At 61.3% G+C, this 25,718-nt stretch carries 21 protein-coding genes; 11 read left to right on the top strand and 10 right to left on the bottom strand.

Annotated elements, in window-relative coordinates; translation table 11 throughout:
- Positions 1–67: 67 nt before the first annotated feature.
- The 10 genes from ACYVM5_RS01535 to ACYVM5_RS01580 all read left to right on the top strand — a co-directional run bounded on the left by ACYVM5_RS01535 (position 68) and on the right by ACYVM5_RS01580 (position 11,108).
- On the top strand, positions 68–841 hold the full coding sequence (locus tag ACYVM5_RS01535; protein ID WP_460616420.1) for a DUF4129 domain-containing protein: 774 nt from the start codon (positions 68–70) through the stop codon (positions 839–841).
- Positions 842–857: 16 nt separating this feature from the next.
- Positions 858–2,396, top strand: coding sequence for a DUF4350 domain-containing protein (locus tag ACYVM5_RS01540; protein WP_460616421.1), 1,539 nt, complete (start codon positions 858–860; stop codon positions 2,394–2,396).
- 12 nt (positions 2,397–2,408) lie between these two features.
- Positions 2,409–2,672, top strand: coding sequence for a hypothetical protein (locus ACYVM5_RS01545; protein WP_460616422.1), 264 nt, complete (start codon positions 2,409–2,411; stop codon positions 2,670–2,672).
- Positions 2,673–3,755 carry an AAA family ATPase gene (locus tag ACYVM5_RS01550; protein ID WP_460616423.1) on the top strand — a complete coding sequence of 361 codons (1,083 nt, stop codon included), beginning with the start codon at positions 2,673–2,675 and terminating at the stop codon, positions 3,753–3,755. It begins immediately after the preceding gene.
- A gap of 2 nt (positions 3,756–3,757) precedes the next feature.
- A complete protein-coding gene (locus tag ACYVM5_RS01555) occupies positions 3,758–4,309 on the top strand; it encodes an NADAR family protein (RefSeq protein ID WP_460616424.1) in 552 nt (183 codons plus the stop codon).
- Positions 4,310–4,387: 78 nt separating this feature from the next.
- Positions 4,388–5,179 carry an SDR family NAD(P)-dependent oxidoreductase gene (locus ACYVM5_RS01560; protein WP_460616425.1) on the top strand — a complete coding sequence of 264 codons (792 nt, stop codon included), beginning with the start codon at positions 4,388–4,390 and terminating at the stop codon, positions 5,177–5,179.
- Positions 5,180–5,358: 179 nt separating this feature from the next.
- Positions 5,359–6,675: a DUF58 domain-containing protein gene (locus ACYVM5_RS01565; protein ID WP_460617432.1), complete on the top strand. Its 1,317-nt coding sequence runs from the start codon at positions 5,359–5,361 to the stop codon at positions 6,673–6,675.
- Positions 6,676–6,863: 188 nt separating this feature from the next.
- Positions 6,864–8,846, top strand: coding sequence for a beta-N-acetylhexosaminidase (locus ACYVM5_RS01570; RefSeq protein ID WP_460616427.1), 1,983 nt, complete (start codon positions 6,864–6,866; stop codon positions 8,844–8,846).
- Positions 8,847–8,965: 119 nt separating this feature from the next.
- Positions 8,966–10,444, top strand: coding sequence for a hypothetical protein (locus ACYVM5_RS01575; RefSeq protein ID WP_460616428.1), 1,479 nt, complete (start codon positions 8,966–8,968; stop codon positions 10,442–10,444).
- A gap of 49 nt (positions 10,445–10,493) precedes the next feature.
- On the top strand, positions 10,494–11,108 hold the full coding sequence (locus tag ACYVM5_RS01580) for a 3'-5' exonuclease (RefSeq protein WP_460616430.1): 615 nt from the start codon (positions 10,494–10,496) through the stop codon (positions 11,106–11,108).
- Between the two features lie 10 nt (positions 11,109–11,118).
- On the opposite strand, the gene ACYVM5_RS01585 is transcribed toward ACYVM5_RS01580, so the two are convergent.
- Positions 11,119–14,976, bottom strand: coding sequence for a hypothetical protein (locus ACYVM5_RS01585; RefSeq protein WP_460616431.1), 3,858 nt, complete (start codon positions 14,974–14,976; stop codon positions 11,119–11,121).
- Positions 14,977–15,149: 173 nt separating this feature from the next.
- Here ACYVM5_RS01585 and ACYVM5_RS01590 point away from each other — a divergent pair, with 173 nt between their 5' ends.
- The gene (locus ACYVM5_RS01590; RefSeq protein WP_460616432.1) at positions 15,150–16,844 is read left to right on the top strand and encodes a T9SS type A sorting domain-containing protein; all 1,695 of its coding nucleotides are present in this window, start codon (positions 15,150–15,152) and stop codon (positions 16,842–16,844) included.
- A gap of 29 nt (positions 16,845–16,873) precedes the next feature.
- Here the strand turns inward: ACYVM5_RS01590 and ACYVM5_RS01595 are convergent, their stop codons facing one another.
- The 9 genes from ACYVM5_RS01595 to cyoE form a co-directional block, all read right to left on the bottom strand.
- Positions 16,874–20,779 carry a sensor histidine kinase gene (locus tag ACYVM5_RS01595; RefSeq protein WP_460616434.1) on the bottom strand — a complete coding sequence of 1,302 codons (3,906 nt, stop codon included), beginning with the start codon at positions 20,777–20,779 and terminating at the stop codon, positions 16,874–16,876.
- A 211-nt stretch (positions 20,780–20,990) separates the two neighbouring features.
- Positions 20,991–21,269, bottom strand: a complete 279-nt coding sequence (locus tag ACYVM5_RS01600) for a DUF983 domain-containing protein (RefSeq protein ID WP_460616435.1) — start codon at positions 21,267–21,269, stop codon at positions 20,991–20,993.
- Positions 21,270–21,388: 119 nt separating this feature from the next.
- Entirely contained in the window at positions 21,389–21,643 is a 255-nt protein-coding gene (locus ACYVM5_RS01605) for a hypothetical protein (RefSeq protein ID WP_460616436.1), read from the bottom strand.
- Between the two features lie 40 nt (positions 21,644–21,683).
- The gene (locus ACYVM5_RS01610; protein ID WP_460616437.1) at positions 21,684–22,259 is read right to left on the bottom strand and encodes a DUF420 domain-containing protein; all 576 of its coding nucleotides are present in this window, start codon (positions 22,257–22,259) and stop codon (positions 21,684–21,686) included.
- Positions 22,243–22,917: an SCO family protein gene (locus ACYVM5_RS01615; RefSeq protein WP_460616438.1), complete on the bottom strand. Its 675-nt coding sequence runs from the start codon at positions 22,915–22,917 to the stop codon at positions 22,243–22,245. The genes ACYVM5_RS01610 and ACYVM5_RS01615 overlap by 17 nt, the downstream gene beginning before the upstream one ends.
- A 3-nt stretch (positions 22,918–22,920) precedes the next feature.
- Positions 22,921–23,265, bottom strand: coding sequence for a cytochrome C oxidase subunit IV family protein (locus ACYVM5_RS01620; protein WP_198067885.1), 345 nt, complete (start codon positions 23,263–23,265; stop codon positions 22,921–22,923).
- 96 nt (positions 23,266–23,361) lie between these two features.
- The gene (locus ACYVM5_RS01625) at positions 23,362–24,135 is read right to left on the bottom strand and encodes a cytochrome c oxidase subunit 3 family protein (RefSeq protein ID WP_460616439.1); all 774 of its coding nucleotides are present in this window, start codon (positions 24,133–24,135) and stop codon (positions 23,362–23,364) included.
- A 21-nt stretch (positions 24,136–24,156) separates the two neighbouring features.
- On the bottom strand, positions 24,157–24,744 hold the full coding sequence (locus ACYVM5_RS01630) for a cytochrome c oxidase subunit 3 (RefSeq protein ID WP_460616440.1): 588 nt from the start codon (positions 24,742–24,744) through the stop codon (positions 24,157–24,159).
- Between the two features lie 84 nt (positions 24,745–24,828).
- A complete protein-coding gene (gene cyoE, locus ACYVM5_RS01635) occupies positions 24,829–25,680 on the bottom strand; it encodes a protoheme IX farnesyltransferase (RefSeq protein ID WP_460616441.1) in 852 nt (283 codons plus the stop codon).
- Positions 25,681–25,718: the final 38 nt, after the last annotated feature.

Here is a 25,718-nt window from a genome sequence, read left to right on the forward strand (position 1 = left end):
CATTTAGGCCACTGCCCTTACTAACTGGCTGATACCCCATCCTTCTTTCCTACTCCCTTTTTCCTTCGTGGCTGTTTTTTCTTCCTGGTTTCGGGCTTTACTGCTGCTGCTGGTGCTGGCCGCCCCGGCCCGGGCTGCCCGGCCCGATGCGCCCGAACGGCCCACCGCCACCCGGCCCCTGCCGCCCGATGCCGGTCCCGCCCCGCAGCAGCGCCGCCCCGATGCCGCCCGCCTGCGGGAGCTGCGTGGGCAGCGCGAGTTTCAGTACGTGGAGCCCGCCACCCGCGCCGAGCAAAGCGCCTGGAGCCTGTTTTGGGCGCGGGTGTGGCAGACGGTTATCGAGTGGCTGAACAGCCGCAGCTATAGCCATTTTTGGCGCTGGGTGTTCTACGCGCTGTTTCTGGGCGCGGGCGTGTTTGTGGTGCTCAAGTTGCTGCAAATCGACTTCACGGCCCTATTTGGTCGCTCGCCCCGCCGCGCGCCCCTGGCTTACGACACCGTCACCGAGAACATTCACGAAGTGGATTTTGCTACCCGCCTTGCCGAGGCTGAGGCGGCCGGCAACTGGCGGCTGGCCGTGCGCCTGGGTTACCTGCAATTGCTAAAAACGCTGTCGGACCGCGGCCTCATCAACTGGCAGCCCGACAAAACCAACCACGCCTACCTGGCCGAATTGCCGCCCACTAGCTCAATCCGCGACGATTTTCGCGAAATCACCCGGCAGTTCGAGTTTGTGTGGTACGGCGAGCTCGCCCTGTCGGGGCCGCTGTATGAGCGAGTGCGGGCCGGGCAGCGGGCTTTTCAAACACTGGTTAGCAGTGCCGCCCGGCGCGCCGCCTGAGTAATTTCCCCGCCTTATGACCTCGACTTTCCGTTGGTATCTGTTGGGTTTGCTGGCCTTGTTTGGGGCCTACGTGGCGCTGGAATACTACCGGCCCAAGCCGGTGGACTGGCGCCCCACGCTCATCAACAAGGACAAAATTCCCTACGGCACTTACGTGCTGTATGACCAGCTGCCGCGCCTGCTCGGCACCGATTCCGTCCAGACCACGCGCCTGCCCATCTACAACCAGCTTACCGGCGTCTCGCTGGAAGTGACCGACGCGCTGGCCGAATCTCAGACGCGCACCATCACCACCGAATCCCGCCCCGAGCCAGCACCCGACTCGACCGCTACCACCACGCCTAATGCTGGTTCAAAGCATTCAGAAACAAATTCTTCCAGTTCAAATCCTGAAACTGAAACTACTTCTGATTCTACGGCAGCCGCTTCAACCAATGCACCGGCTGCTTCGGAGGAAGACGCTGAGGCCAACGAAATCACGACGGACACCGCTGCCCAAACTAAGGGCGAAGATGCGGACGAGGAGGAGGAACCCGAACGCGACTGGGTAGCTGACCACCTGCGCCACGCCCGCGCCAACTACCTGTTTGTGAACACCGCGTTTGAAGCGGGCAAAGCCGATGCGCACGCCCTGCTGCGCTTCATTGCCAACGGCAACGACGTGTTCATCGTGGCCGAGAATTTTGGCGATTCCACCAGTGCGCTGCTCGACACGCTGGGCGTCCGCACCCGCACCGTGAAGCTGCCCACCCACGCCGGCCCGAGCGGCCTGCCCGTGCCCGACTCAGTGACGGTGCGCTTCACAAATCCCGCCCTGGCCGGACCGCGCTACCGCCTACCCGGCGGCGATGCCAACGTGCGCTTCGTGGTCGATTCGGGCCGCGTGGGCCGCGCCCTGGCCACTGATGCGCAGGGCCGCCCCGTGTTCGTGCGCCTCGACTATGGGCGCGGGCACGTGTACCTGTGCTCGGTGCCCATTGCCTTCACCAACCAGTTTGTGCTGCGGCCCGCCAGCAGCCAATTTTCGGCCACGGCCCTCTCCTACCTGCCCGCCCGGCCCACGTGGTGGGACGAATATCAGAAGCAGGGCCGCCTCGGCGACCAGTCGCTGCTACGCCTCGTGAGCGGCCACGAAGCGCTGAACACGGCCTGGTACCTGCTTATCATCGGCGGAATCCTGTTTGTGTTGGTGGAGGCACGGCGGCGGCAGCGCATCATTCCCACGCTCAAGCCGCTGCCCAATACCACGCTGCTGTTTACGCGCACGGTGGCCAGCCTCTACCGCCAGGGCAGTAGCCACGCGCTGATTGCGGAGAAAAAAGTGGGGCTGTTTATGGATTATCTGCGCACCCATTTCCAGGAAACGAGCCCGGATTTTGGCGATGAGGACTTCCGGGAGCGGCTCAGCCAGAAATCCGGACTCGCCCGACCGCGCGTTGATGAGTTGTTGCGGCTGGTAAATTTCGCCCGCACCGCCCCGCAGATGAACGACCAGCAATTGCTGCAATTAAGCAGGGCGCTGACCGATTTCAAACGCGAAGCCCACCGCTAACCGATGCCTGCCATGCTCACCGTCGCTAAGCTCGCCGTTCTCATCAAGTACCGCTGGGACACCCACGTATTCAAAAAACAAGGTTTACCCGAGGAAAAAGACCTGTTGGCCGACCTTGACTGGTACGCCCTGGCCGAACTCCTACAGGACCTCACGCTTTACCACAAAAATCTCGTTGCGGCCGAATACGCCAAAAAAATTCTTACCGACCTGCGGCAGGTTTGCGCCGACGACGAAACCGCTCAGACCTTACTTGGCTACGCCAGCACTTTGTAGATGGAACCCGAAAACCTCGACCCGACTCCCCACTCGCCCGCCCCGGCATCGCCCGAATCTTACGCGGCTCCGGTGCCCGCCGAAACTGCCAGTGTGACTACCGCCGCGCCCGAAGCGGCCTTCGCCCCGCGCACCGACTTCGCCCGCCTTACGGCCAAGACGGCCGCTATCCGGACGGAAATCGGTAAAATCATTGTGGGCCAGACCGATTTGCTGGAATTGCTGCTCACCGCCGTGCTGGCCGACGGCCACATGCTGCTCGAAGGTGTGCCCGGCGTGGCCAAAACCCTCATGGCCAAGCTGCTGGCCCGCACGCTGGCCGTGCCGTTCAGCCGCATCCAGTTCACCCCCGATTTGATGCCGAGCGACGTGCTGGGCACCTCCGTATTCCGGCAAAATAAGGCCGATTTCGAGTTTCGGCCCGGCCCTATTTTCGCCAGCGTGGTGCTGATTGACGAAATCAACCGCGCGCCGGCCAAGACGCAATCCGCCCTTTTTGAGGTGATGGAAGAGCGCACCGTGACCCAGGACGGCACCACCTACGCCATGCAGGAGCCCTTTCTGGTGCTGGCCACCCAGAACCCCATCGAGCAGGAAGGCACCTACCGCCTGCCCGAGGCCCAGCTCGACCGGTTCCTGTTCAAGCTGCACGTGGGCTACCCCACGCTGGCCGAGGAAGTGCAGATTCTGACCGGCCACCACGACGGCCAGGGCAGCACCAATCTGGAGGCCGTGCAGCCCATCCTGAGCGCCGCCGACCTGGCCCAGCTGCGCCAGCAGGTGCGCCAGCAGCGCGTGGAAGCCAATATTCTGGAATACATCGCCAAGCTGGTGGGCCAGACGCGGGCGCACAAGTCACTGTACCTGGGCGCGTCGCCCCGCGCCTCGCTGGCCCTGCTGAACGGTGCCAAAGCCCTGGCTGCCCTGCGCGGCCGCGACTTCGTGACGCCCGAAGACGTGCAATTCCTGGCCCCCAGCGTGCTGCGCCACCGCATCATGCTCACACCGGAGCGCGAAATGGAAGGCGGCACGCCGGATGAGGTAGTGAAGCAGATTATCCAGAGCGTGGAAGTACCGCGGTAAGCATGAAGTATTCCACCGAGTGGCTCCTTGACCAGCTGGCGCAGGATGCCCGTGTCAAGTACCTGTTCTTCTGGGGTAACCAGCCCAGCAAGGACGGCACCATCACCAAATCCTGCCTGAGCCAGTGGTGGCTGGCCGATTTTGTGGTCGAGGGCATCACCTACCGCTCAACCGAGCATTGGATGATGGCTGAAAAAGCGCGGTTATTTGATGACGATAACATCCTGGCTCAAATTCTAGCCGCCAAAAGCCCGGCCGAAGCCAAAAAGCTGGGCCGTGAAATTCAGAATTTCGAGCCCGAAATATGGGAAGCGCGCAAGGTTGAAATTGTGATAGCCGGCAACCTGCACAAGTTTGGGCAGCATCAGAATCTGGCTAAATTCCTGCTTTCTACCAACGACCGGGTGCTGGTCGAAGCCAGTCCGGTGGATACCATTTGGGGCATTGGGCTGGCCGCCGACTCAGCCGATGTAGTTAACCCGGGCCGCTGGCTGGGGCCAAATCTTCTGGGGTTTGCCCTGATGACTGTGCGCGACGAATTGCGGCGGCGATAACCGGGAACGGCCATCGCGGTTTATGCCTCATCCAGCCCGCATTTCGCCCGGCTGATTTAATCCCCCACTTGCTGCATCATGGACGTTCAACTCATTGATAAAACTGTTCTCATCACCGCTTCTACCGGCGGCATTGGCCTGGAAATGGCCCGCGCCTTCGCCCGCGAAGGGGCCAAAGTAATTATCAACGGCCGCTCCGAAACCAGCGTGACCCAGGCCATTGCCGAGCTGCAGCAGGAGTTTCCGAAAGCGCAGCTGTTGCCCTTGGCTGCTGATAACGGCACGGCGGAAGGCGCTGCCCGCACCATCGCGCAATACCCCGAAGTGGATGTGCTCATCAACAACCTGGGCATTTACGAGGCCACCGATTTCTTTGATACCACCGACGAAGCCTGGCAGCGGCTATTCGAGGTGAACATGATGAGTGGCGTGCGCCTGAGCCGCCACTACCTGCGCGGCATGCTGGCCCGCAACACCGGCCGCATCCTTTTCATCAGCAGCGAATCGGCCCTGAACCCGGCCCCCGAAATGGCCCATTACAGCGCCACCAAGCTCATGCAGCTCTCCATTTCGCGCAGCCTGGCCGAGCTCACCAAAGGCACCGCCGTAACGGTGAACACGCTCATGCCCGGCTCGACGCACACGCCCGGCGTGGAAGAATTCATCCGCCAGGTATTCCCCAATGAAGCCGATTACGCCGCCGCCGAGCGCCGTTTCATGGCCGAAAACCGGCCCACGTCGCTCATTGGCCGTCTCATCCAGCCCAAGGAAATTGCTGATTTTGCCGTGTTTGTGGCCAGTCCGCTGGCCGGGGCTATCAACGGCGCGGCCCTGCGCGTGGACGGCGGCATCGTGCGCAGCGCGGTGTAATGCAGTGTAGTGTAGCGCGGACTTTTAGTCCGCGTCCCCGAACGATTTCGACGGCGTGGGGACGTGGACTAAAAGTCCGCACTACGCTGCGCCGTGGTTTGGTGTGAAATTGCCGAATATTGCCTCTCCCTTCACACTGGCTACCCTTGACGCTCTTTCTTACCTCCCGTTTCTTCCAAATGCTGGCGGCCATTGCCACCGGCTTCGTGGTGGCCTTTTTTCTGCCGTGGCTGCTGGGGCCGATGAAAATTGTGCTTGGCCTGTTTGTGGTGCTGGCCCTGCTTGATGCGCTGCTGCTGTATGCGCCCGTGAAAGGGCAGGCCGCACCGGTATTCGGGCGGCGGGTGCTGGGCGAGAAGCTGGCCAATGGCTCGGACAATGACGTGCGGATTTACCTCGAAAACCGCTACCGGTTTCCCATCCAGACCGAAACGATTGATGAGATTCCGCACCAGTTTCAGCGGCGCGATGTGCTGTTCGAAACGGCCATCAAATCTGGCGAGACGCAGATTATTGATTACCAGCTGCGGCCCACCAAGCGCGGCGAGTACGCGTTTGGGGCGCTGAATATTTACGCCGCCTCGCCGCTGAGGCTGGTGCGGCGGCGGTTTCGCTACGAGCAGGGCAAGGTGGTACCGGTGTACCCTTCTTTCCTCCAAATGCGGCAGTACGAGCTGCTGGCCATCCACAACCGCCTCACGGACGTGGGTGTGAAGCGCATCCGGCGCGTGGGCCACAGCATGGAGTTCGAGCAAATCCGACCCTACGTGGCCGGCGACGACCCGCGCAGCATCAACTGGAAGGGCACCGCTCGCCGGGCCGGCACCGGCGCCCACGATGCGCTGGTGGTGAACCATTTCCAGGACGAACGCGCCCAGCAGGTGTACTGCCTCATCGACAAAGGCCGCGTGATGCGGATGCCGTTTGACGGGTTGAGCTTGCTCGATTACGCCATCAATGCCACGCTGGTGGTCAGCAACATTGCGCTGCTCAAGCACGACAAAGCGGGCCTGCTCACCTTCTCCAACCGCCCCGGCGCGGCGCTGGCTGCCGACCGCCGACCCGGCCACCTGCTGAAGCTCCTGGAAATTCTTTACCGCCAGAAAACCAAGTACCTCGAGACCGATTTCGAGCTGCTCTACGCCACGGTACGGGCCAAAATCAAGCAGCGCAGCTTGCTGATTTTGTTCACCAATTTTGAGACGCTGCACGGCATGCAGCGCCAGCTGCCCTACCTGCGCCGCCTGGCCAAAGACCACCTGCTGCTGGTGGTGTTCTTCGAAAACACCGAGCTGCGGGCCTTCCTCGAAGCCCCGGCCGACACGACCGAAGACGTGTACAACCAGACCATAGCCGAGAAATTCGCCCAGGAAAAGCGCCAGATTGTGCTCGAATTGCAGCGTTACGGCATTTATTCCTTGCTGACTGCGCCAAAGGACTTAACGGCCAACACCATTAATAAGTACCTGGAATTCAAAGCCCGGGGCCTGATATAAATCCCGGATTTGTCGGATAGAGCACGGATTTCACGGTCTTTAGCTCCGCTAACCTCCGGTTGTGGACGACTATTTGTAGGCGACGGAAAAATCATTCTGAACTGAACATGATGCGGAAGGCGGATAAAATGGTGAGCAAAGGGGCAATATGGCTATTAGCACTGCTGGGGTTGCTGACGCGCCCGGCTATGGCTCAAATCGCCCCGACGCTGCTGCCATTGCCTGCCGAAGCCAACTATGGTCAGGGGCGTTTATCACTAAAAACGGCGTTGAAACCGCTGTTGCCAACTCCGGTAGACCCGGCGGTGGCGGATGCGGTGGGGCGCACCATCGGCCGCTTGTCGCCGGCCACGAAAACAGGGGGCCCGGCCACCCTGCAAATCCGCTACGGGCGGGTGGGCCGGCCCGAGCTGTTTGATGAGGAACGGTATTCGCTGCGCGTGACGCCGATGGGCGTGAGCATCGACGCGCCCACCAGCCTGGGCGTGCTGCGGGCGCTGGCCACGCTGGAGCAGTTGCCGCGCACCGATAAGAAAGGCCGCTACCTGCCCGAAGTCGACATCCGCGACCAGCCGCGCTTCGCCTGGCGCGGGCTGCTGATTGACGCGGCGCGGCACTTCATGCCCGTAGCCGTCATCAAGCGCAACCTCGACGGCATGGCGGCCGTGAAGCTGAACGTGCTGCACTGGCACCTCACCGACGACCAGGGCTTCCGCATCGAAAGCAAGGTTTTTCCGCGTTTGCAGACGGTGGGCAGCACCGACGGGCTGTTTTACACTCAGGCCGAGGTACGCGAGGTGGTGGCCTACGCAGCGGCGCGCGGCATACGGGTGGTACCGGAGTTCGACATGCCCAGCCACACCACCAGCTGGATTGTGGCCTACCCACGCCTGAAATCGGCCGACTCAACCTACGCGCCTTACACAAAGTGGCGCACCACCAACGTGGCCATCGACCCCACCCGCGAAACCACCTACACCTTCCTCGATTCGCTGCTGACGGAGATGACGACGTTGTTTCCGGACCCGTATTTCCACGCCGGCGGCGATGAGAACGACGGCCGCAACTGGCGCCGCACGCCGCGCATTGTGGCCTGGATGCAGGCCCACAAAATGGTGAAGGCCGACGGCAAAACCGTGGACAAGCACCAGCTGCAAACCTATTTCAACCGCCGCGTGATGGTGCTGCTGCAACAGCGCGGCAAAACCATGATTGGCTGGGATGAAATCCTCGGCCCCGACTTACCGAAAGAAGCCGTTATCCAAAGCTGGCGCGGCAAAAAGGGCCTGAACGACGCGGCAAAGCTTGGCCATCCGGTACTGCTTTCGAGTGGCTATTATCTGGACTTGAATTTGACCGCGGCCAGTTCCTATATCATGGACCCGCTGCCACCCGACACGCCCCTTACTCCTGCCGAACAAAAGCTGGTGCTGGGCGGTGAGGCCGCCATGTGGGCCGAATACGCTGATTCGGTGGTACTCGATTCGCGCATCTGGCCCCGGGCGGCGGCCGTGGCCGAGCGGCTGTGGTCGCCCCAGGCCGCGACTCAGAGCGTGGCCGATATGTACCGTCGGCTGAACATTCTTTCCCCTCAGCTCGAAACGCTGGGCCTGCGGCACCGCCGGGTACCCGAGCTGCTGCTGAAGCAGATGGCCGGCACCAGCAACGTGGTTCCGCTGCGCACCCTGGCCGAGGTGATTGAGCCGGTGAAGGAATACAAACGCAATTTTCAAGGCTTCAACTACACTACCGACACCCCGCTGAACCGCCTGGTGGACGCCGCGCCGGCCGAGTCGGAAGTGGCGCGCCGCTTCGGCGCACTGGTAGATAGCGTGGTGGCGTTCAAGCCAGCTTCGCCTAACTGGCTACCAGCCTCATTGCGCCAAATTGCCACGTTACGGGCCCAGGCAGTGCGCTGGCAGGCCAATGATGTATTGCTCCAACCCCTGCTCGCTGCCAACCCAAGCCTGACGGAATACGGCCCGCTATCCACCCGACTCGCTGCCGTGGCGACCGTGGTGCTGGAGCGCCTCACGCAGCTGCAAACCGGCCAGGCGCCCTCCGTGGCGTGGCTGGCCGCCACGCGCGCCACGCTGGATGCCGCGCAGGCCCCTGCCGGCCAGGCCGAGCTGGCCGTGGTGAAAGCCGCCCGCAAACTGGCCGGGCTGTAGAGCCGCATCTTTGCATCTTGTCGTTAGCTTCGCTGACCTTCGCTTGAACGGCGACGCTGAACCCGTTATGACGGCACGCCCGACGAGCCGCAAGTATGCGGCTCTACACCATTCTTACTTTGCCTACTTCTTCGTTACGTCTGCTGCTCCCACGCATGGGCATCGTCCTGGCGCTGCTGCCCTTCCTGCTACTCACCGCATTCAATCAGCCGTTTTTCGACGATTTCCGCAACGCGTACTGGATGCGGGAGCACGGCACCTGGGGCGTGCAGTTGTGGCTGTTTCAAACCTGGACCGGGCGCTTCACCACCACCTTCATCATGACGATGCTGAACCCCGTGGCCTACGGCTGGCTGGGCGGCGTGAAAGTGGCCGCAGCCGCGGCGTTTGTTGCGCAGTGGGCCAGCCTGGCGCATTTGCTGCGGGCGCTGGGGCACACGGGTTTGCGAATAGTTAACTCCTGGGGGCAGGCACTGTGGGCGGCGGGGCTGCTGCTGGCGCTGTTCTGCAACGCCGCGCCGTCGCCGTTTTCCTTTCTGTACTGGTTTTGCGGCATCGTGGCCTATCAACTGCCGCTGATGGGACTGCTGAATTTCACGGCCCTGGCTCTGCGAACCGGCTGGGGGCCGGAGGCAGCGCGATGGCGCAACGCGGGCCTGGCCTGCCTGCCGCTGGTGCTGGCCCTCACCGGCAACGAGCTAACGCTGGTGCAGGCCGTGCCCGTGCTGGCGCTGCTGGGCTTTGCAATGCCCAAAGCGTCCCGACCCAAGCTATTGCTGTGGCTTGGCATCGGGGCGGCAGCCGTTGCGCTGGCGGCAGCAGCTCCCGGCAACTGGGCACGCGTGGCCGCCATGGCCCCGCCCGCCGACCCCTACCACGCCTACCGCTGGCTGGTGCTAGGGCCCCGCGCCGCTTATTCGATGGTATTGTTTTTAAGCAAACCGCTAGTTGTATTGAGCACGCTGACGGCTGGGGTGGCCGGCCTGTGGATTGGCCGCCAGCAATTGGCTGACGGCCTAGCTGGCCCGCTTTCCCGCCGGCAATGGGGTGCGGTACTACTGGCTTTTGGCGCCCTGAATTTCATCGGCTTTCTGCTGTTCCGCCATCTTGTGGTTGGGCCGCCGCTGCCCCGGGCTCAGAACGAAATTTTGCTCGTGTTCCTGCTCTCCACGGCTGGGCTGGGGTGGCTGGCGGGACAACAGCTACCGCCTGCTGCTAACGCGGGCAACGCCCGGCAGCTACCGATTCAACTGCTGCTGCTATTGCTCTTCGTCGGCGTGTTCGGAGCCGGCCATACGCCGGAAGCATGGCGAGAGCTAGCCACCAGTGCCGCCCCGTTTGATGCCCAGATGCAAGCCCGTTTTGCCACGCTGCGGGCGGCGCACCGCGCTGGCACCCCACAAGTCGTACTGCCGCCGTTGCGCCTGCGCTACGGCCGGGTACTGGCTCCGCTGCGCCAGTTCAGTTCAGACCTTGAGTTTGATATCGACCTCACACCGGGCTGTGCGGGCAACATCAACGGCGTGATGGAGCGCTACTTCGAGGTGCCCGACGTGTGCTGCGATGCGGCTGCCCCGCTGTTGCCCGCTGCCCAATAACCCCGGGGCAATAGTTCAGATTAGCCCAGTAGCGGCTAACTTGCCTATTATGCAAGCAGAAATTACCCGGGCGCTGGCCAACCTCGACTTTACGGCCATCGACTTTGAAACCGCCAACGAGCGGCGCGACAGCGCCTGCGCCGTGGGCGTGGTACGGGTGCGCGGCGGCCAGATTGTGGAAACCTATGCCACCCTGCTCCGCCCCCGCGTGCTGCGGGTAGACTGGCGCAACCAGCAGGTGCACGGCATCTCGGAAGCCGAGTTGCACCACGCCCCCAGCTTGTCCGACGTGTGGCCCCAACTCCTGCCCTACCTGCACCACCAACCCGTGGTGGCCCACAATTCCGCCTTCGACGTGAGCGTGCTTGAATACAGCTGCCGCGATTTTGGCCTGCCCATTCCCGCTTTCCACGCCCTGTGCTCGGTGAAGCTGGCCAAGGTGTGCTGGCCCCATTTCGAGCGTCATAAGCTCGACCACGTGGCCGGGCAGTTTGGCATTCCCCTCAGCCACCACGATGCGCTGAGCGACGCCCGCGCCTGCGCCGAAATCACGGTGCGCGCCTTCCGCTCCGGCACTTCGCTGCCACTGTGCTTCAAGCAGCGCGAACTCACGGCCGGGCTGGCGGCGCGGGCGGCCAAGCAGCGGATGGCACTGGCCCGCTAGGGTTTCGGCCTTAAAACAGCACCGCTACCTGCATGCGGCCGGTATGCACGGTGTTGAGGTTGCTGGCTTTGCGGCCGTCGTAGGCCAGCGTGATGTTGAGGCCGTTGCTGAGGCGCTGTTCCACGTTCAGGTTCCAGGTGAAGTTGCTGCCGGGGCGCAGGGCGTTGAGGATTTCAATGGCCACCACGGAGTTGAGCGCGGCGGGGTCCACGTCGAACTGTACGCGGGTATAGTGCGTGGCGGCCGAAATGGTGCGCTTGCTCACCTGGCTCAGGCGGGCTTCGAGGCCCAAATCATCGAAGAGGCCGGGGTGGGTTTCGGCCGGCGTGGGCGTGGGCAGCGTGGCCAGGGGCGCATCAAGCGTGTTCTGCTTGAAGGTGTGGGCGTAGGTGCCCGTCAGGCGCAGGGAGGGCGTGGGCTGGTAGCTGATTTCGGGCTGGATGGCATAAATCAGCAGGCGGTAGTTGCGGGCCAGCAGGTAGCTGCTGGTAGCTTCGCGGATGTCGCGCGAGCCCGTGAGCCGGCCCGTGAACGAGGTTGCCAGCGTGCGCCGCAGCAACAGACTCTGAGTGGTGAGGTTGCGCAAATCGGAGCCCTGTGCCAAAAGCGTCTTCTGCTGCGTCTGCTGCACTGTGAATTCGGCCCCAAAAATCGGATTCGACCGATTGAAATACAGCGTATTCCGAAACAGTTGATTGAACGCCAGCAGCTGGTTGTCCTCCTTATCGAAGCTGAAGGGGCTAAGCCGCTTGAGCACCGACGGGTCGGTGGTGCGCCGGTCCACGGTGATGCTGGTGAGCGTGGCGAAGCGCGATACCGCCGCCCGCCAGCCGCCCGCCTCGCGCCAGCCACGCGGGGCAGCCGTGGTGAGGCGGTAGGCCAGCCGGTTGGTGAAGGCGGTGATGTAGTCGGTGGTGGGCAGGTAGACTTTAATATAGGTGCGGTACTGCGCGTCCGGCGTCTGGGCCTCGAAAAACTCGTCTTTGTCTTCGCGGCCGTTGCCGTTCAAGTCGCCGGCGTAGTAGTGCGTGCCCTGCCCGGCCGGCACAGCCAGAAACGAGTAGTCGCGTTTCAATTCGCGGCCGGTGGCTACGCTGTAGTTCAGCTCGGAACGAATCTGGTTTTGCAGCAGGCCGGCGTTGTAGAACACTTGGCCCAGCACCGTGCGGTTGCGCGCCAGGCCTAGGGAGTCAAGGTCGCGGTAGGTACCCAATACCCGGATATCCTGGGTTTTGCCCAGGCGCGAGGCCAGCGTGCCCTGCCAGGTTTGGGCGGTGCCGCGCCGTTGCAGGGCGTTTTGCTCGGCGTTGGGGGTTTGGTCGCGGCGGTAGGTGTAGTCGAGGCGGAACTGGGTGCGGGCCGAGTCGCGGCTCTGAATAAACACGTCGTGCTCATCAAAATAATTGGCCGAGCGAATGGTGTCCGTGGTAGCGGAAGTCACCCGGTTTTTATCGAACCGATAGGCGTAGCCGGGTACGATGCGGCCGCCCACAAAACGCCCCGTGGCCTCGCCCCGCGCCCAGTTGGAATGGAAGCGCCCGGCATCCGAATTCAGCAGAAACAGCGAGCCGCGCATCTCCAGGTTGCCCACTTTCTGGGCTGCGTCCAGCCAGTGCTGCAGGCCGTTCACCTCGCCCGGCCGGAAGCGGCGGCTGAGGCGGTAGTTCACACCATTATTTGCATCTTTATTAATCCCTGCGCTGAAATTGAAGATGTTATCCTCCCGCGCCACCGGGGTAGTGCCGGTGGTGGCCGTGGTGCTCACGTTGCTCCAGTTTCGGTCGAACTCAATATCCCGGTAGCGGTCTATCGGCGAAAAGCGCTTGCCCGTGTACTCGTAGTCAAGCGTGGAGCGCAGGCGGTAATCCTTCAGAACCCCCGTCGCCAAAGCGGTGGGCAGGCGGCGGTCCTGCACGGCGTAGCCGATGTGCATGGCCCCGTCCTGGTCACTTTCGGGCGAGAAGCGGTTGCGGTCGAGGCGCGAGCGGGCCACGTCGGCAAACACCGTCGTACTGCTGTCCAGCTGGTAGCTCACGCCGGCCGTCACCATCTGCTTCAGCAGCGGCGTGGGGACGAGGCGCACCGGGCGGTAGCGGCCCAGGCCCGGCCCCAGGTACTCGTACACGGTGCCGTTGGTGGTGAGGAAGCGCGGATTGGTGCTGCGCTCATAGTCGCCGTTGCCCTGGCCCACATCCGTGAAGCGTACCGTGTAGGAGCCACGCAACGAGTCAATCGGCGAATCGGCCCCCACGTAGGTAAACACCGGCACGCGCTGGCTGCCCACCAGCCGCAGCTCGCGGTGGTACTGCACGATGCGGCGGTCGTAAGCTACCGAATCGCCGCCAGTGGCGGTGGCCACGGCCACGTTGCCGGCCCGGCGCAGGGCGGCGCGCAGGGTATCGTTCAGGTTGAGGTTGGGCGCGTTGTCGGGGTTGTCGGCTTCCTGGTAGAGGTTGGCGTGCACGCTCAGGCGGCCCAGCTGCTGGTAGTGGCTGGCGGCCACCAGCGAGCGGGAATAGTTGAGGTCCGAATACTCGAAATCAATCTTAATGCGCGAGTTGCGGGTGATGAGGTGGCGCGGCGTGAACGTGACTTCGGCCAGGTTATAATCAATGGTGTAATCGGCATCGAAGCCCCGGCTTTGCAGGCGGCCATCCAGATACACCTTCTCCGAATTAGCCAGCACGATGATGAACTGCTCGCCATTTGGCCCGCTCAGCCGGTACGGCCCCTGCACGTTCTCGATGGGCGGCACCTGAATGCTGGCAAACTTGCCCTTCGCCACCCCGCCCGCCACCGACGTGGACGAGCGCCACGCCAGCCCCCGGCGAACCCCGGCGCTGCTCACCGTCTTGCCCGTCACCCCGGCCTGGTCGCCCCCCAGCGGCGCGGCGGTGCCGGGCACCTGCCGGTTGGGGTCCGTGAGCTGGGGTTGGCTGATGGCCGGCGGGTTGAGCGTAGCCGGCGACGGCCCGGCCACGCCGCCGCCCGGCACCTGCCCGGCCACGCCGTTCAGAAACACGGCATTGGCCACGCCCTGCGTCGCCCCGAAGCCGCTCAGGCCCACGATGGGCGGGCCGAAATTGGCCTCCACGGCCGCGCCCTGAATGTTTTTGTAGTAGCGCAGGAAGTAGTCGGGCTTGTTGCGCAGTACCACGTCGCCGGCCGTCAGGTTCCAGTTGGGGTTGGTGAGAGTAATGTAGATTTTATCGAACTGCTGCAGCTGCTGGGTATTGCCTTCGGGCTGGAAGGGCACGTTCTGGTCCGAAATGGCGGCCGTGAGATGGATGTTCTCGGCCAGTTGGCCTTCCAATTGCAGGTTCAGGGCCGAGTTCACAAACACATTCTGGGTGTTGCCAAAGCTCAGCCCCCGGCTCAGGTTGCCCGTCTTACTCACGCCCGGCGTGTTCAGAATCTGCTCCTTCACCGAGAAATCCTCGTACCGCGAAATCACCTGCCGGAAGCCCAGGCTGTCCATCAGGCTACGGGGCCGCCGGAAGCGGGCCGCCGTGAGCCGCAGCGGCAGCACCCGGTAGCATACCAGAATGGAATCGGGCCGCGCCGCGCCGCTGCTGTCGCGTGGCGCGGGCCGCACCCAGCGGTAGCGGTCAGTACGGCCATCATAGTCGGCCCCGCGCCCGTTAATAACCACCGACGACGGCACCACCGTCAGCGAATCCAGCAGCGCGAAGCTGGTCGTGTCGCGGCCCGGCGCGAGGCGTACCCAGCGGCAGCGCCGGGTGCTGGGCGGCGGCGCTTCGCCGGTTTTGATGGGCCGCGCCTGCGCCCGCGCCTCCTGCCTGCCCATGAATAGCGCCGCGACGAGCAGGCCCACCAGGGGGAAGCACAGGCGTAAGCGACGAATCATGCGGTAAAGGTCGGGTTGGGCGGGGCTACAACGTCCGTATTCTGCGGTTTGGTGCCCCGGCGCCAGCAGGCAGGAGTTGGTTTTGCTGCAAGAAACAGCCGCTGAATTCATTTAATCAGCATTAGCCGCCAGCTATTACCTTTCGCATAAGCTTTTGTCTTTCCTTTCCGGCTATGAACTTACCGCTACTATCTTTTGCCCGCTACAGCCGGGCATGCGTCTTTGGTGCTTTGCTGAATGTGTCAGCCGCCAGTTCGGCGGCATGGGCCCAGCCCTTCGCCCCGGCAGCCACCTACCCAACAGTAGCCGGCACCCGGCCATATGGGCTGGCGCTGGGCGACATCAACGGCGATGGGGTACTGGACATTGTAGCCGGCGATAACAATGGCGGCTTGCATACGGCCAGTGTGTTGCTGGGCCAATCAGGCGGTTCTTTTAGTCCACCTACGGCATATCCGGCGGCCTCGGGCTCATTCGGACTGGCTTTAGGGGATATGAACCAGGACGGTCGGCTCGACCTGGTTACGTCGTATGCCGGGCCGTTTGCGGTCGGCGTCCAATTGGGACAAGTGGGTGGATTCGGCGCGACAACTTCCTACCCGACACTGGGAGGCATAAGCCAACAAATTGCGCTGGGCGATGTGAACAACGACGGCCGGCTCGATGCTGTGGTGGCCAACCTTGGCACGAATAACGTGAGCGTGCTGCTGGGCCAGGCGAGTGGCTTTGCCCGCGCCACGCTGTACTCGACCGGGCCAAATAGCCAGCCCTTTTCCGTAGCGCTGGGTGACCTCAATGGCGATGGACGGCTCGACATCGTCACGGGCAATTGCGAATCGGCTACCATCGGCGTCCTCCTTGGGCAGGCCGGCGGGTTTGCGCCAGCCGTGAACTACAGCGCCTTCAAGAGCCGACTTTTCAGCACAGCCATTTACCTGATTGGCATATCCCTGGCCGATGTAGATAGCGACGGTCAGCTCGACGTTGTTGCCACCACCGGCGATACGACCAATACAGCAACCGTGGGCGTGCTTCTGGGCCAGGCCGGCGGGCTGCTTCGCCCCGTCACTCACTATACCGCCCCTGGCTTCGAAGCGGACGGGCTGACCACTGGCGATGTCAATGGCGATGGCTGGGCCGATATTGTGTTGGCTACACCCTGGGGTAATGCCGCCGGAGTGCTGCTGGGCTACCCGGGCGGCTTCAGCCTTCCTTTTATTTACTCGACGGGTGCGGCCAGTTCCCCGTGGGGAGTGGCACTGGCCGATGTCAACAACGATAGTCGTTTAGACATTGTCACCACAAATTCGTCGGCGTCGGTAAGCGTATTGTTGAGTTCACCGCCGCTGGCCCAAACCGTTACCACCACCGCGCCGGGCAGTGGGGCCATCGGCAGCACCATTTCCCTCAATGGCTCCAATTTGCAAGGCGCCGTGGCCGTGGTATTTGATGGCACGAGCAACCGCACCGTCAGCAGCGGCTTTACGGTAAATGCCGCAGGCACGCAGATTACGGGTATTGTGGTACCTGCTGGGGCCATTAGTGGCCGTTTGCGCATCGTTACGCCCAACGGCACCGTCACAAGCAACACGGCATTTACCATCCAAACACCTACAGCATCGCGCCCATCAGCCGATGCTACTTCCATGATGCTCCATCCCAACCCCGCCCAGGCGAGTGCGTTGCTTTCGTTGACGGAAGCGTCTTCGGCCCGGCCGGTGTTACTGCGCGATATGCTCGGCCGCAGTGTGCGCCAGCAGGTTTTGGCGGCGCATACCGGTACGCTGCCGCTCGACCTAACGGGTCTGCCCGCAGGAGTTTACGCGGTGCAGTGCGGCACCGCCACCACGCGCCTCGTGGTAGAATAAGGCAGTCTTTTTCGACTGAGTAATCGACCTCAGCCCGCCAGCGGCAGTTCGATAAAAAACTCTGTGCCCTCCCCCACTTCGGTTTCAAACCAGATTTTGCCCCCGGCGCTCTCGATGCCGCGCTTGGCCACCGCCAGCCCGATGCCCGAACCGCTGGCTTTAGTCGTGAAGTTGGGCACGAAAACCTTCTCGCGCACCTCCTCCGGGATGCCCGCGCCGTTGTCGCGGATGGCCACCCGCACGCCTTTGCCGTCCACGGGTTCCAGGCTCACGTCGATGTGCGGGGCGCGGCCCTCGGGCACGGCCTGGCGGGCATTTATCAGCAGATTGTTGAAGGTGCGCACCAGCAGGTTTTCATCGGCAAACACCACGTAGCGGCCGGTTTCGGCATCGGGCGGCAGGTGCAAGTCCAGCGCACCGTCGTCGGTATCGGGCTGGTGCAGGCCGGCGCAGCGGCGCAGCACGGCGGCCACATCAAGCCGCTCGGGGCGCATGGTGGGCAGGTTGGTGAAGGTGCTGAAGCTGGTGGCAATGTCGCTCAGCACGTCAATCTGGGTGATGAGCGTCTGGCTGATGCGCCCGATGAGCTCCTCAGCATTGGGCCGGCGTTCGGCAATAGCCTTTTGGAGGAATTGCAAACTAAGCTTCATCGGCGTGAGCGGGTTCTTGATTTCGTGGGCCACCTGCCGGGCCATTTCGCGCCAGGCCGCCTCCTTTTCCTGGGCGGCCAGCTCGCGCTTGCTGGCTTCTAGTTTGGTGAGCATGGCGTTGTACTCGCGCACCAGCAGGCCAATTTCGTCGTCGGAACTGCGGTAGTCCAGCAGCTCGTTTTCGCCGGTAAGCGTGGTTTGGGTGAGCTTTTCGGTGATGAGCTTGAGGGGAGCCGTGAGCTGCCGCGCCGCCACATACGCCAGCCCCAGAAACAGCAGAAACATCAGCGTGAAGATGTTCAGAATCGTAGTAAACAACTCCGTCAGCTTGGTATTCAGTGCCTTCTCCGAGTCGAAGAACGGAATGCCCACGTAGCCCAGAATCGGCCCCGTCGGCATGTCCATTTCGTCAGCCGACGAACCATCATCGTCATCAAACGGCGAGTTGACCGAATATTTTACCGCCTTATCAGCGGCTGCTCCTGCCGGCCCATGCCCCAGGGCGTGGCCCGCCAGGTCGGCCACCACTTTTTCGCCCGCACCCGCCCGCACCGGCAGGTATAAGGAATTGAACGACAACGACCCCGCCCGCTCCGTGAGCAGAGCGCGGGGCCGGTTGCGCTCGCGCAGCGCCACCATGGCCTGCGGGTTCACCAACGGCCCCAGCAGGCCGGCGTCGAAAATCAGGGGCTGACTGCTGGCCAGCAGCTCGCCGTGGGCATCATAGAGGTTGAGGTCGGTTTCGGTGAGGGCGGCCACGTTCTTGACCAGCGCGGCCAGTGTGGGCCGGGCCGTGCTGTCGGATAGTAAGTGACGCTGGCGGCGCAGGCTTTCCAATGCCAGTTGCCCGCGCCGCTCGTAGGTGCGGGCCAGGTCGCGCTTATAGGAATCGATAAGCTGGCTGGCTGTGGCCACGCTCACCACCAGCAGCGGCACCACAATGCCCACATTCAGCAGCAGCTGAATGCGCGTGCTGAAGTTGAGCCGGGGCAGCGCCCGGCCGCGCACCAGCAAGCCTACCCCGCCCAGCAACAGCCAGAAAAACATCGAGAGCAAAAACTGAAACGAAAAGTTGGCCAGCCAATCGCCAAGCGAGTACGTGGCCGTGGTCACGACTACCGTCCGGTCTAGCGACCCGCGCACGGCAAAATGGTGAAAGGTTTTGCGCGTGAGGCCCGTAGTATAGAGGCGGGGCTCGGCTAGCAGGGCCGTGGGCAAGCGGTTGGCGTAGTCGAAATCGCCTTCGCTGTACACCAGCCGGCCGTGGTTGTAGCCGGCGTAGCTCAGCTCGGTGGCCAGGCCGGGCTCGAAGAACTTCTGGTCGACCAGTAGCTCCGGCAGCACACTGTAGGAGGTGAGTTTTTTGAGCGTTAACTCCACCCGCACCGACCCAATGGGCAAGCCAATGCCGCTCACGCGCTGCCCCGGCACGGTGATGTGCGCCACGTAGCGCCGCGAGCCAAACGGGTTATCGGACTGCACCAGAAACACGCCGGCCTGCCCGGTGGGCGTGGCCTGGCGCGCCGTGGCCGCGCGGGCTTCGCGCAGGCTGGGCGTGCCTTTGGGGGCGCCCACAGGGTCGCCGGCCGCGTCATACAGCGTGATGGTGCTTTCGTACTTGTCGAAATAGTCGCTCAGGTATTGCCGGGCGATGCGCTCACGTATCGCCTCGGGCCGCCCGAAGGCGGCGGTAAGCGCCCGCCGCACAAATGGGTCACGCGCGATTTTGTGCATCTGCTCACTCAGCAGATATTCCCCCTGAAAATCATTATCAACCAGAAGATTTCCAGCCAGTCGCTGCTTATCAACCAGCACCTGCTTTTCGAAACCCGAATACAGCGCCAACGCTCCGGTGGCCGACGTGAGGGCCAGCAACAGCACCAGCAGCACCGAGGACTGGTAGTTGCTGGTAGTCGGTACTGCCCGCAGGTTCACGGCCCGCACCAGCGCGGCGAATAACAGCAAAACGCCTAGGAGCAGCAGCCACGGCTGTCCCAGGGCTAGCCCTGCCCCCAGCACCGGCAGTGTAGCCAGCGCGGGGGCCAGCAGCAGCACTCGGCGCGGCACGTGCTGCAACAAGGCACCCGCCAGCTGCGTCAGGCCGAATAATCCCACCAGCCACGCCGCCGTGTGCAGCAGCACCGCCAGCGCCAGCACCACCCAGAATCCCGTAATCTGTACGCTCCGGCTTACATCCAGGCTCAGCTGAGAACTGCCAAAAGCCGAGGTGTAATAACTGAATAACAGCCCCAGCCAACCACAAAAAGCGCCCCCTATCACTACTGCGGCCACCACCTGCCGGCCAAGCGTCTGCGGTGCCCGCAGCCGTAGCGGCACCTGAAAATGCCGCCACAAGGCCACGCTTCCCACAGCTACCAGCAAAGCCAGCAGGGAGTCGAGCAGCAAATCGCCCAGCGAGGGTGCCCACCACGCCGCCGCGTACACGCGCGGGTCGAATAACGGCAATTCAATGAACGAATACGGCAGCCCCAGGTACAGCAGCAGCGCCCGCAGCAGCACCAGCGGCACCACCAAGGCCGCCACGGCAGCCATTGGCCGGCCCGCCCGCCACCAGTGCCACGCCAGCAGCAGCCACCCCGCGGCATACAGTAGGCTACCAAGTGCCAGCAACCCCAGCGGCACATATTGCCCCGTGAGCGGGTTCGGCTGCAAGCGCCTGATGGAAAACAGGTAATGTCCATCGGGCGCTTCAAACCGGGCCGGCCCATCGGCGGCGCTATCGGCCACCACCTTCAGCTCCATGCCCCTGAACAGCGCCTGCTCGCCCCCCTCCCGCAGATACCGATTGCTGATGTCGTAGCGCCGCTCCAGCGGTAGATACACCAGAATAAGATACCGGCCGGCCAGGCGCCGCAGTTGCAGAAAGCTCCCCAAGGATGTTTCCACCAGTCGCTCGGAAGCTGTGCCAGCGGCCTCCGCTTCGGGCCGCAGGGTAGCATCGGACCAATAGCGTAGGGTTCCGTTTTCCAGTACGCAGGTGGGGTACGTGGTCTGCGCAATCAGCTTTTGAAAGCTGTAGCCACCGCGAGTCAGCTCGGCGGCTACAGTATCGGCCTCACGGCGGGCCGTAGCCTCGGCGTTGCGCACCAAATGCTGCAGGCGAGCCACATCGGTGCGTTGCACCACGCCCGGGGTTTGCGCGTAGCGGCTGGTCAGGTCCCCCCCTACAAAGCACAGTACAGCCCACAGCAGCAACAGCCAGGGCAGTCGTCGCCATGAGGAAGCTTGCTTTACGGATGAGCCAAAGAAAGGAAGCGGACGCAAAAAAGAGAAGATGAAATCGTTAATCCGACGAAGCGTAGGCGGTCCCAAAGTAAACACGATACCTAGCCACAAAGGCCTATCGTCGAAGCGAGCATTATCAAAATGAAGTGCCTGATTCGAAATAGTCCCGGTTTAAGCGACCCGCAAAATCCAAGCCTAATAAAAAATGCTGCCGTCGGCAGCACTTTTGAAGCTCTTAGTTCTTTTATTTTTAGCGATTTAAGTAGCGCATATCAAAACGCGCGCCTCCAAATCCGTAGAGCATCACGGCCCGCGAGTAGCGGAACAGCACGGGTGTTATGGCCAGCACGGCGGTGGCCACCGTTGCCACATACACCCACAGCGGTGGGTCGTTGGCGAAATAATACAGCAGAAAACCAATCCCCAGCAGCACTGCTGTTGAGAAACCCGAGCTGATGTACATCGCGCCGTAATAAAAACCTGGCTCCGGCTCATATGTCTGCCGACATACCGGGCAGGCTTCGGGCATTTCCATAAACCTGGTACTCAGTGCCGGGTGCGTAAACAGCTTACCCGTATGGCAGCGCGGGCAACGCAGTTCCAGCAATGCCCGTCCCGTGGATGGAATAGCCGTAGTGGGCTGCTCCACTAGGCTTTGGCCGCTTTGGGATGTGTGCGACGGTACCAGAAATAGCCTACTGCACCCATGAGGATATAGGGCACCGTCATCATGTACACGATGCCCTTGTTGAGGCCAGCCACATCATAATCGTCGCGCTCCTGCCGGGCCGCTTCTACCTGCGACTTACACATCGTGCACTGCGCCCGGGCAGCCAGGGGGGCCAAGCTCAGCATCACGCCCAATAGCAGGGCAAAAGCGGCGGCAAAAAAGGGCTTTTTCATAGCTAAATCAACACAAAGATTAAAGCAAAGTTTCTTGGTCTCAGGTATAATACGGCGAAATCATGAAATACACGATGACGCCCGTCACCGACACATACAGCCACACCGGAAAAGTCCAGCGCGCAATAGCCTTATGCTTGGTGTACTGCCCTGTGAGCGCGAAATACAGCGTAAACAGCACCAACCCAACCGTTACCACCGCCAAGCTGATGTGCGTGAGCAGCAGGAAGAAATAAATGGTCCGAATAGCGCCAACCCCACCAAAATGCGTGCTCTCCACCTGCGAATGGTACGCGACATAAGAGAGCAGAAACAGCCCGCCCAAGGCAAAGGCGGTACCCATAGCCGTGCGGTGCGCCAACACATTCTTCTGCCGGATAAAGTAAAATCCTACCAAAAGCGCAACGGCGGTCAGCGAATTCAAGCCGGCATTCACGGCCGGTAGCATATGCAGATAAGCATCGGCGCCGTCAATCTTGAAAATGCCTTTGAAATAGAACAGCACCGCAACCAGCAGTGGTACTACTATTCCCAGGCCACCAAGGATGATTTTGTAGCGCGTATAATCGCCGGGAGCCATCACCGGCGGATGCAGTTGTTCAGTGGGGGTGTTCATAATCGTAAAGCTGCACGGTTACTTCCGTGAGTAAGCGGTCTATTTCGCGGCCGTCGGTGCCATCATAAATGCCCCGCACCCGGCGCTGATTGTCAACCAACAACAGCCGGCCAACGGGGATGTTGGCCGTGTACACGGCTCCCGGCAGGCGCTTAGGGTCGGCAGTCAGGCGAAATTCCTGTTGGGTAAGCCGCTTAAGGGTATCGGGGGCTCCGGTCAGGAAGAACCATTTGCCGGCAATGGTTCCGTACTGCTCGGCCAGTTGGGATAGCGCGGAGGGTTGGTTGGGGGCACCATTCAGCACGAAGGTGACTAGACGTACGCGGGGCTCATGCCGAAATTTCTCCTGCACGCGCAGCAGTTGTCGTGCCACGCGGGCACTAGCCTCATCGGCACCAAAGAACTGGGCGATATAAAGCCCTTTTCCTAGTTCTGCACTGCGCACTTCGCGTCCGTTGGAAGAAGGAAGCTGAAACGGTGCGACTTGGTGGAAAACAGTATCGCGCTGCCACTCCCCGCCGACCTGCGTGGAATCCACGCGGTCAGGCAGGTAAGTTGGCAGCGCGTAACGGTTGGAGCCGAAGCGGAACAGGAACAGAAAGGCCAGTACCGGCACCAATAGCAGCAGCCCCAGCAAAAGGGTTTGGCGGGGCCGCATCCGCTATTTAAACATGTTTTGCAGGACTTCGCCGATGAACGAGCCTTCGGTAATCAGGGCTACCAGCAGCCAAACCAACAGGGCCACCGGCACCAGAATGGTCCAAATCAGACCTTTGGTTTCATGCTTCAAGTGCATGAATTCGCCCACGATGAAGAAGGCTTTCATGATGGTGAGCACGATGAAAATGCTGTTGCGCAGCGTGCTCGGGTGCATCAGGAATACGAAGACGAATTCGACAGCCGTGATGCCAACCAGGATGCCAAATACCCGCCAAATCCAAGCGGTGTTCGGCTTGGCGATTTCGCCCGGCGCGAGGGTATGTTCAGTAGTTGCGTGAGAAGCCATTTGGGGAGAATTATAAATCCTGAATTATAAATCATGAGTCAGGCAGCGTGCCCTTTTCACAATTTATAATTCAAAATTCAAAATTTATAATTGTGATTAAACGAGGTAGAAGAAGGTGAATACGAATACCCACACCAAATCTACAAAGTGCCAGTAGAGGCCAATTTTTTCAATCATCTCGTAGTGGCCACGCTTTTCGAAAGTGCCGTTGGTGGTGGCAATAAAGCACCAAATCAAGAGGCAAACGCCGGAGAATACGTGCGTACCGTGGAAGCCGGTGATGAAGAAGAACAGGTCGGCAAAAAGCACCGGGCCGTATTGGTTCATCGCCAGGTTAGCCCCGTGAAATACAGTGCCGTCGGCCATTACCGTGCCTTCGCTATGGCCGTGGATGAAGTGAGTCCACTCCCACGCCTGACTGCCCAGGAAAGTGGTACCGAACAGGATGGTCCAAAGCAGCCATTTCTGCACATCAGCTTTGTCCATGCGGTGGCCAGCCTCTACGGCCAATACCATGGTAACCGAGCTCAGAATCAGAATCATGGTCATCAAGGCCACGAAACCGAGGGGAACGTTTGCCTCGCCCATGCCGGGGAAGGCGTTGAATACATGGTCAGGAATTGGCCACCAGCGCGTGCTGAACACAAAATCTTTGGCTTCGCCGGTGAAAACCTCGTGCTTATGGCGAATCATGCCATAGGTGGTGAGGAAGGCGGCGAAAGTAAATGCGTCAGAAAGCAGGAAGAACCACATCATCAGCTTGCCGTAGCTCGCTTTGAAGGGTTCGTTGCCGCCATCCCAGTTGCCGGTGCGCGGGGCGTCTTGGGTAGCGGAAGCCGCGGGGTGCGGCAAAGTGGTCGATTGGGCCATAGCAGACAGCGTAACGTCGTTTTAGTGGTTCAAAAGTAAGAACAAATACAGGTACAGCCAAAGCCCGCCCAGGAAGTGCCAGTATAAGGTAGCGTTGCCGATAGATAGCAGAGCACGCGAATGCACCTGATAATTAAGCGTCCGCTTGAGGACTACGGCCAGAAAAATAAGCCCGGTAACCAGGTGAAAAGCGTGCACACCCATCAATACGTATACGAACGAACCGGATGGATTGGCATCAGCGCCCCCGAAATAGGTGTTGCCAGCCACCAAATCGCCGAAGCTGTGGTACTGCCCCACCAGGAACGCCAAGCCCAGTACCAGCGTGATAATCAAGCCGATTTTAACGCGGCTGATTTCGTCCTTACGGGCCGAGAAATAAGCCCATTGCATGCTGGCACTGCTCAGCGCAATCAGGATTGAATTGATGAGCAACGAACCAGGCAATTCAAACTCACGCCAGTTGCCCTCATCACGGCGCACAATGTAGCCGCTGGTGAAAGCCGCAAACATCATTACAATACTGAAAATAAGCAGAATAAGCAGAACACGCTTGGGGTGCCAGCCGAGCCCAACTTCCTTTTCGGATAATGTTTCAGAAGGATTCATAAGCTAATTGTTAGGTATTGATTGTCAATTGTAATTGCTGGTAATCCGGTTCCGCAGAACCCGTTGAAACCTGACTACCGTCTGCTAAATTTTGTCCAGCACCAACGCAATTTGGACGATGGGCAAGTACAAAAACGAGGCAAACATGATGCGTAATGCTGCTTTGCGCGACTGCGTCCGCATGAGCTGCACCGTGAGCAGCAGAAACAGCACCCCGGCCACCACGGCAACCAGCGCCGAAATGCGACCTGAAATGTTGAACTCCAACGGCAACAGGCTCAGCGGAATCAGGAGCAGGGTGTAAGTCATTATCTGGAACGCGGTGCGTAGGTCGCGGTTGCCAGGCGTTGGCAGCATTTTGAATCCAGCCCGCTTATAGTCGTCATCGGCAACCCAGGCAATGGCCCAGAAGTGCGGAAACTGCCACATAAACTGAATTCCGAACAATACCCAAGCTTCCACCCCGATGTAACCAGTGGCCGCCACCCAGCCGATGAGCGGCGGCAAACCGCCCGGGATGGCACCTACAGCCACGCAGATGGGTGAAATCGTCTTCAGCGGCGTATAGATGAAGCCGTAGAGAATGAGTGACAGCAACGACAGACCCGCCGTGAGCGGGTTGAAGAAATACCACAACAGCGCAAACCCGGCCACGCCCAGCAATACGCAGAACACCCACGCCTCTGCTGGCGAAATAATGCCCAGCGGTAATGGACGTTTGGCCGTGCGGGTCATCAGCTTATCCAACTCCCGCTCGTGCACCTGATTAATTATGTTAGCTGAGCCAGTCACGAGCAGTCCACCCAGCATCACCAGCAATGCCCGGCTCCAACTCAGTTCGTGCGCGCCCAGCATATAGCCGATGGCGCTGGAAAACGCTACCGTGAGCGAAAGCCGGAATTTGAGCAGCTGAAAATAGGCGCGGGCCTTAACCATCAATCGTACTAATAATTTCGTCGCCCAGCTCAACTTGA

It is taken from the genome of Hymenobacter ruber (assembly GCF_054783255.1).

What these genes read in the sequence shown, in the direction of transcription:
- ACYVM5_RS01570 (WP_460616427.1), top strand. Translation starts at nt 6,864, where the DNA reads ATGGCTCAAATCGCCCCGACGCTGCTGCCATTGCCTGCCGAAGCCAAC.
- cyoE (WP_460616441.1), bottom strand. Translation starts at nt 25,680, where the DNA reads ATGGTTAAGGCCCGCGCCTATTTTCAGCTGCTCAAATTCCGGCTTTCG.
- ACYVM5_RS01625 (WP_460616439.1), bottom strand. Translation starts at nt 24,135, where the DNA reads ATGGCCCAATCGACCACTTTGCCGCACCCCGCGGCTTCCGCTACCCAA.
- ACYVM5_RS01545 (WP_460616422.1), top strand. Translation starts at nt 2,409, where the DNA reads ATGCTCACCGTCGCTAAGCTCGCCGTTCTCATCAAGTACCGCTGGGAC.
- ACYVM5_RS01585 (WP_460616431.1), bottom strand. Translation starts at nt 14,976, where the DNA reads ATGATTCGTCGCTTACGCCTGTGCTTCCCCCTGGTGGGCCTGCTCGTC.
- ACYVM5_RS01610 (WP_460616437.1), bottom strand. Translation starts at nt 22,259, where the DNA reads ATGAACACCCCCACTGAACAACTGCATCCGCCGGTGATGGCTCCCGGC.
- ACYVM5_RS01540 (WP_460616421.1), top strand. Translation starts at nt 858, where the DNA reads ATGACCTCGACTTTCCGTTGGTATCTGTTGGGTTTGCTGGCCTTGTTT.
- ACYVM5_RS01630 (WP_460616440.1), bottom strand. Translation starts at nt 24,744, where the DNA reads ATGAATCCTTCTGAAACATTATCCGAAAAGGAAGTTGGGCTCGGCTGG.
- ACYVM5_RS01600 (WP_460616435.1), bottom strand. Translation starts at nt 21,269, where the DNA reads ATGCCCGAAGCCTGCCCGGTATGTCGGCAGACATATGAGCCGGAGCCA.
- ACYVM5_RS01550 (WP_460616423.1), top strand. Translation starts at nt 2,673, where the DNA reads ATGGAACCCGAAAACCTCGACCCGACTCCCCACTCGCCCGCCCCGGCA.
- ACYVM5_RS01615 (WP_460616438.1), bottom strand. Translation starts at nt 22,917, where the DNA reads ATGCGGCCCCGCCAAACCCTTTTGCTGGGGCTGCTGCTATTGGTGCCG.
- ACYVM5_RS01555 (WP_460616424.1), top strand. Translation starts at nt 3,758, where the DNA reads ATGAAGTATTCCACCGAGTGGCTCCTTGACCAGCTGGCGCAGGATGCC.
- ACYVM5_RS01565 (WP_460617432.1), top strand. Translation starts at nt 5,359, where the DNA reads ATGCTGGCGGCCATTGCCACCGGCTTCGTGGTGGCCTTTTTTCTGCCG.
- ACYVM5_RS01560 (WP_460616425.1), top strand. Translation starts at nt 4,388, where the DNA reads ATGGACGTTCAACTCATTGATAAAACTGTTCTCATCACCGCTTCTACC.
- ACYVM5_RS01620 (WP_198067885.1), bottom strand. Translation starts at nt 23,265, where the DNA reads ATGGCTTCTCACGCAACTACTGAACATACCCTCGCGCCGGGCGAAATC.
- ACYVM5_RS01605 (WP_460616436.1), bottom strand. Translation starts at nt 21,643, where the DNA reads ATGAAAAAGCCCTTTTTTGCCGCCGCTTTTGCCCTGCTATTGGGCGTG.
- ACYVM5_RS01580 (WP_460616430.1), top strand. Translation starts at nt 10,494, where the DNA reads ATGCAAGCAGAAATTACCCGGGCGCTGGCCAACCTCGACTTTACGGCC.
- ACYVM5_RS01590 (WP_460616432.1), top strand. Translation starts at nt 15,150, where the DNA reads ATGAACTTACCGCTACTATCTTTTGCCCGCTACAGCCGGGCATGCGTC.